Origin of the sequence: Pseudomonas sp. NPDC089569 (assembly GCF_050280625.1) — a bacterium.
In the GTDB taxonomy this organism is placed as follows: Bacteria; Pseudomonadota; Gammaproteobacteria; order Pseudomonadales; family Pseudomonadaceae; genus Aquipseudomonas.
In genome coordinates, this window is record NZ_JBNNVQ010000202.1 from 1 (window position 1) to 3832 (window position 3832).

The window sequence follows — 3832 nt, forward strand, 5'->3', positions numbered from 1 at the left end:
CTGTAGCTTCCCAGCAAGCCAACTGCAAAGACCGGATCGGTAGGAGGTGCGGCGCTGGAAACAGTGGGTGGCGAAGCCGCCGATTTCCTGGGTCATGGGTCTGCCTCAAAGTGCATCCGCAAAGACCCATGCTCCAAAGCTGCACATGCCGTGTTGAGACTCAAGAGTCGCCCTGGCAGCTTTGTCGGCGGGGATTTGCGAAAACGAATGAATGAAAAGAATCGTCAAGGAAGAGTCCGCAATGCGGACGGGCAGCCGAAGCTGACTCCGGGGATTTGCTCTGCCTAAACGCGGCCCGGCTAAAGACCGGCGCGCACTATACCGGAATTTGCCAAAAAAGGGAGCTTTTTTTATCGCAGAACTCGCGCCAGCGGCGTTCTGTAACAGGCTTTGCGGATAATCGAACGAGCGACTATTTTTCAGAAGCCCTGCGCTGCGGGCGATGACGCTAAAACGATTCATCCTGTACCTGCTCACCGTTGGTCCGACTTCCCCCTCCCACCCGAGGAAATGCACCATGAAAGAGCTCGACATCAGTCGTGTGAGCCGTGAAAAACGCGGCCATGTCCTGCTGATCGGCCTGGATCGGGTTGCCAAACGCAACGCCTTCGATCTCGATCTTCTCAATGAACTGAGCCTGGCCTATGGCGAGTTCGAAGCCGATGGCGAGGCGCGGGTCGCGGTGGTGTTCGGTCATGGCGAGCATTTCACCGCCGGGCTGGACCTGGCCAAGGCCAGCGCCGCACTGACTGAAGGCTGGCAGGCACCGCCCGGTGGTTGCGATCCGTGGGGTGTGTTCGCAGGGCCCAGGGTCAGCAAACCCGTGATTGTCGCAGCGCAGGGTTATTGCCTGACCATTGGCATCGAGTTGATGCTGGCCGCCGACATCAATCTGTGCGCCAGTAATACCCGTTTCGCGCAGATGGAAGTGCAGCGCGGCATTTTCCCCTTTGGCGGCGCCACCTTGCGTCTGCACCAGGTGGCCGGTTGGGGTAATGCCATGCGCTGGATGCTCACCGGCGACGAGTTCGATGCCCGGGATGCCCTGCATCTGGGACTGGTGCAGGAAGTCATGGCCAGCGAGGACCTGCTGTCCCGCGCGATTGAATTGGCCGAGCGAATCGCCCGACAGGCGCCGCTGGGGGTTCAGGCAACCTTGATGTCCGCCAGACAAGCACGCTATGAAGGGGAAACCGCCGCGGCGCGAGGCCTGCCGGCGCTGGTGAAGAAATTGCTGGCCAGCGAGGATGCGCACGAAGGGGTGCGCTCGCTGGTGGAGCGACGGCCCGGCGTTTTCAAAGGGCTTTAGTTTTTGCACTGGCCTTTGGAAAGCCATCGCGAGCAGGCTCGCTCCCACAAGTGATCTTGATCAACTGTAGGAGCGAGGCTCGCCCGCGAAGAGGCCAGAAAGAACGCCCAATCAGGTCGCCGGGCGAATGGCCTTGATCAGCGACGCCAACGAGTACCCCAGTCGCGGCGCCAGTGCATCGGCGCGAGCGATCAGCCCTTGCATGTTCAACTCCTGATCCAGATCCGACGGCACGATCAGGATCACGTTGCCCTCCTTCACCGGCAGTTCCCAGTAATGTCGGTGGTAGAGCCCGCGCAGCAAAGCAGCACCCAGCGGTTTGCCATCGTCGGTCGCCCACTGATTGATCACCAGCCATCCCCCCGGGTTCAGGCGTTTCTGGCAATTTTCCAGGAAAGTCCACGCCAGGTGACCGACACCCGGACCGACGTCGGTATAGAGGTCGACGAAAATCAGGTCTGCCGGTTCGGCGGTATCGAGCAGTTCCAGTGCATCGCCCACACGGATATACAAGCGCGGGTCATCATCCAGCCCAAGATATTCAATGGCCAGGCGCGGCACGTCGGGGCGCAGCTCAATGGCTTCGACATCCTCCAGCGGCAGGAATTTGAGGCAAGCCTGGGTCAACGTGCCAGCCCCCAGCCCCAGGAACAGGGCTGTTTCCGGTTGTTCGTGACACAGCGCGCCGATCAGCATCGCCCGGGTGTAATCGTATTCGAGCCAGCTGGGGTCGGCAGTGAATACGCAACTTTGCTCGATGGCATCACCGAATTCGAGAAAACGGTAGTCGGCCACCTCCAGTACGCGAATCACGCCAAACTCGTCCTGCACCTCGGCGAGCAGATGCTCGACGCGCTCCTCAGCCATTTCAACTCCTGATCGTCAGCATTGCCGGCAATGAACAGACAGCAACGCAATAACACCACTGCGTACAGTCGCAAAGGCGCGATTGTCGGCCAATCGACGGGAACAGGTCACGCACTAATTGCTGATAACATGGTTGCCCGAGCGTAAAACATTAGAGACCGCGATGAGCCGACCCTGGAGCCCTGATAGCTGGCGTGCCTTGCCGATCCAGCAACAACCCCGATACCCCGACGCCGCACATTTGCAGCAGGTCGAGCAGACACTGGCCAGCTATCCGCCGCTGGTGTTTGCCGGCGAAGCCCGGGAGTTGCGGCGCCAGTTTGCCGAGGTGACTCAGGGTCGTGCGTTTCTGTTGCAGGGCGGCGACTGCGCCGAAAGCTTTGCCGAGTTCTCCGCCGCGAAAATCCGCGACACCTTCAAGGTGCTGCTGCAAATGGCCATTGTCATGACGTTCGCGGCCGGTTGCCCGGTGGTGAAGGTCGGACGCATGGCCGGGCAGTTCGCCAAACCACGCTCGGCCAACGACGAAACCATCGGTGACGTGACCCTGCCTGCCTATCGTGGCGACATCGTCAACGGCATCGGTTTCGACGAAAAAAGCCGCGTGCCGGACCCGGAGCGCTTGCTCCAGTCCTACCATCAGTCCACCGCCACGCTGAACCTGCTGCGCGCATTCGCTCAGGGCGGGTTTGCCGACTTGCACCAGGTGCACAAGTGGAACCTGGATTTCATCGCGAACTCGGCCCTGGCCGAAAAGTACAGCCACCTGGCCGACCGCATCGATGAAACCCTGGCCTTCATGCGTGCCTGTGGCATGGACAGCTCGCCGCAACTGCGCGAAACCAGCTTCTTCACCGCTCATGAAGCGCTGCTGCTGAACTATGAAGAAGCCTTCGTGCGTCGCGACAGCCTGACCAACGACTATTACGATTGCTCCGCACACATGCTCTGGATTGGTGATCGTACCCGCCAGCTCGACGGCGCCCATGTCGAGTTTCTGCGCGGCGTGAACAACCCGATCGGCGTCAAGGTCGGCCCGAGCATGAACACCGACGACCTGATTCGCCTGATCGATATTCTCAATCCGGAAAACGACCCCGGCCGCCTGAACCTGATTGCGCGGATGGGCGCGAACAAGGTCGGCGATCACCTGCCACAACTGATTCGCGCGGTGCAGCGTGAGGGCAAGCAGGTGCTTTGGAGCTCGGACCCGATGCACGGCAACACCATCAAGGCCAGCAGCGGCTACAAGACCCGCGACTTTGCGCAGATCCTGGGTGAAGTGAAGCAGTTCTTCCAGGTGCATGAAGCCGAAGGCAGTTATGCCGGCGGCATCCATATCGAGATGACCGGGCAGAACGTCACCGAGTGCATCGGCGGCGCACGGCCGATTACCGAAGACGCCTTGTCGGACCGGTATCACACCCATTGCGACCCGCGAATGAATGCCGATCAGTCGCTGGAGTTGGCGTTTCTGATTGCCGAGACCCTGAAGCAGGTTCGGCGCTAGACCGCGTCGCGCCCATCGCGAGCAGGCTCGCTCCCACAGGATATGTTTCCCCTGGCCCATGCCGAGCTGCATTTCCCGGACGCCCCGGTGGAAGCCCACAAGGGCTGGAACGAAATGATCCACCGCTACTTCGCCGGCACCCTTGG

General features: G+C 60.7%; 3 protein-coding genes and 1 pseudogene. 3 read left to right on the forward strand and 1 reads right to left on the reverse strand.

Features of this window, described 5'->3' with window-relative positions:
• Positions 1-517 precede the first annotated feature (517 nt).
• The gene (locus ACQKP2_RS32090; protein ID WP_427582281.1) at positions 518-1309 is read left to right on the forward strand and encodes a crotonase/enoyl-CoA hydratase family protein; all 792 of its coding nucleotides are present in this window, start codon (positions 518-520) and stop codon (positions 1307-1309) included.
• 111 nt (positions 1310-1420) lie between these two features.
• Here the strand turns inward: ACQKP2_RS32090 and ACQKP2_RS32095 are convergent, their stop codons facing one another.
• Positions 1421-2176, reverse strand: a complete 756-nt coding sequence (locus ACQKP2_RS32095) for a spermidine synthase (protein WP_427582282.1) — start codon at positions 2174-2176, stop codon at positions 1421-1423.
• A 163-nt stretch (positions 2177-2339) separates the two neighbouring features.
• Here ACQKP2_RS32095 and ACQKP2_RS32100 point away from each other — a divergent pair, with 163 nt between their 5' ends.
• Positions 2340-3686: a class II 3-deoxy-7-phosphoheptulonate synthase gene (locus ACQKP2_RS32100; protein ID WP_427582283.1), complete on the forward strand. Its 1347-nt coding sequence runs from the start codon at positions 2340-2342 to the stop codon at positions 3684-3686.
• A 48-nt stretch (positions 3687-3734) separates the two neighbouring features.
• Positions 3735-3832 (forward strand): annotated as a pseudogene (locus tag ACQKP2_RS32105) (hypothetical protein); the annotation flags it as partial.

What these genes read in the sequence shown, in the direction of transcription:
- ACQKP2_RS32090 (WP_427582281.1), top strand. Translation starts at nt 518, where the DNA reads ATGAAAGAGCTCGACATCAGTCGTGTGAGCCGTGAAAAACGCGGCCAT.
- ACQKP2_RS32095 (WP_427582282.1), bottom strand. Translation starts at nt 2,176, where the DNA reads ATGGCTGAGGAGCGCGTCGAGCATCTGCTCGCCGAGGTGCAGGACGAG.
- ACQKP2_RS32100 (WP_427582283.1), top strand. Translation starts at nt 2,340, where the DNA reads ATGAGCCGACCCTGGAGCCCTGATAGCTGGCGTGCCTTGCCGATCCAG.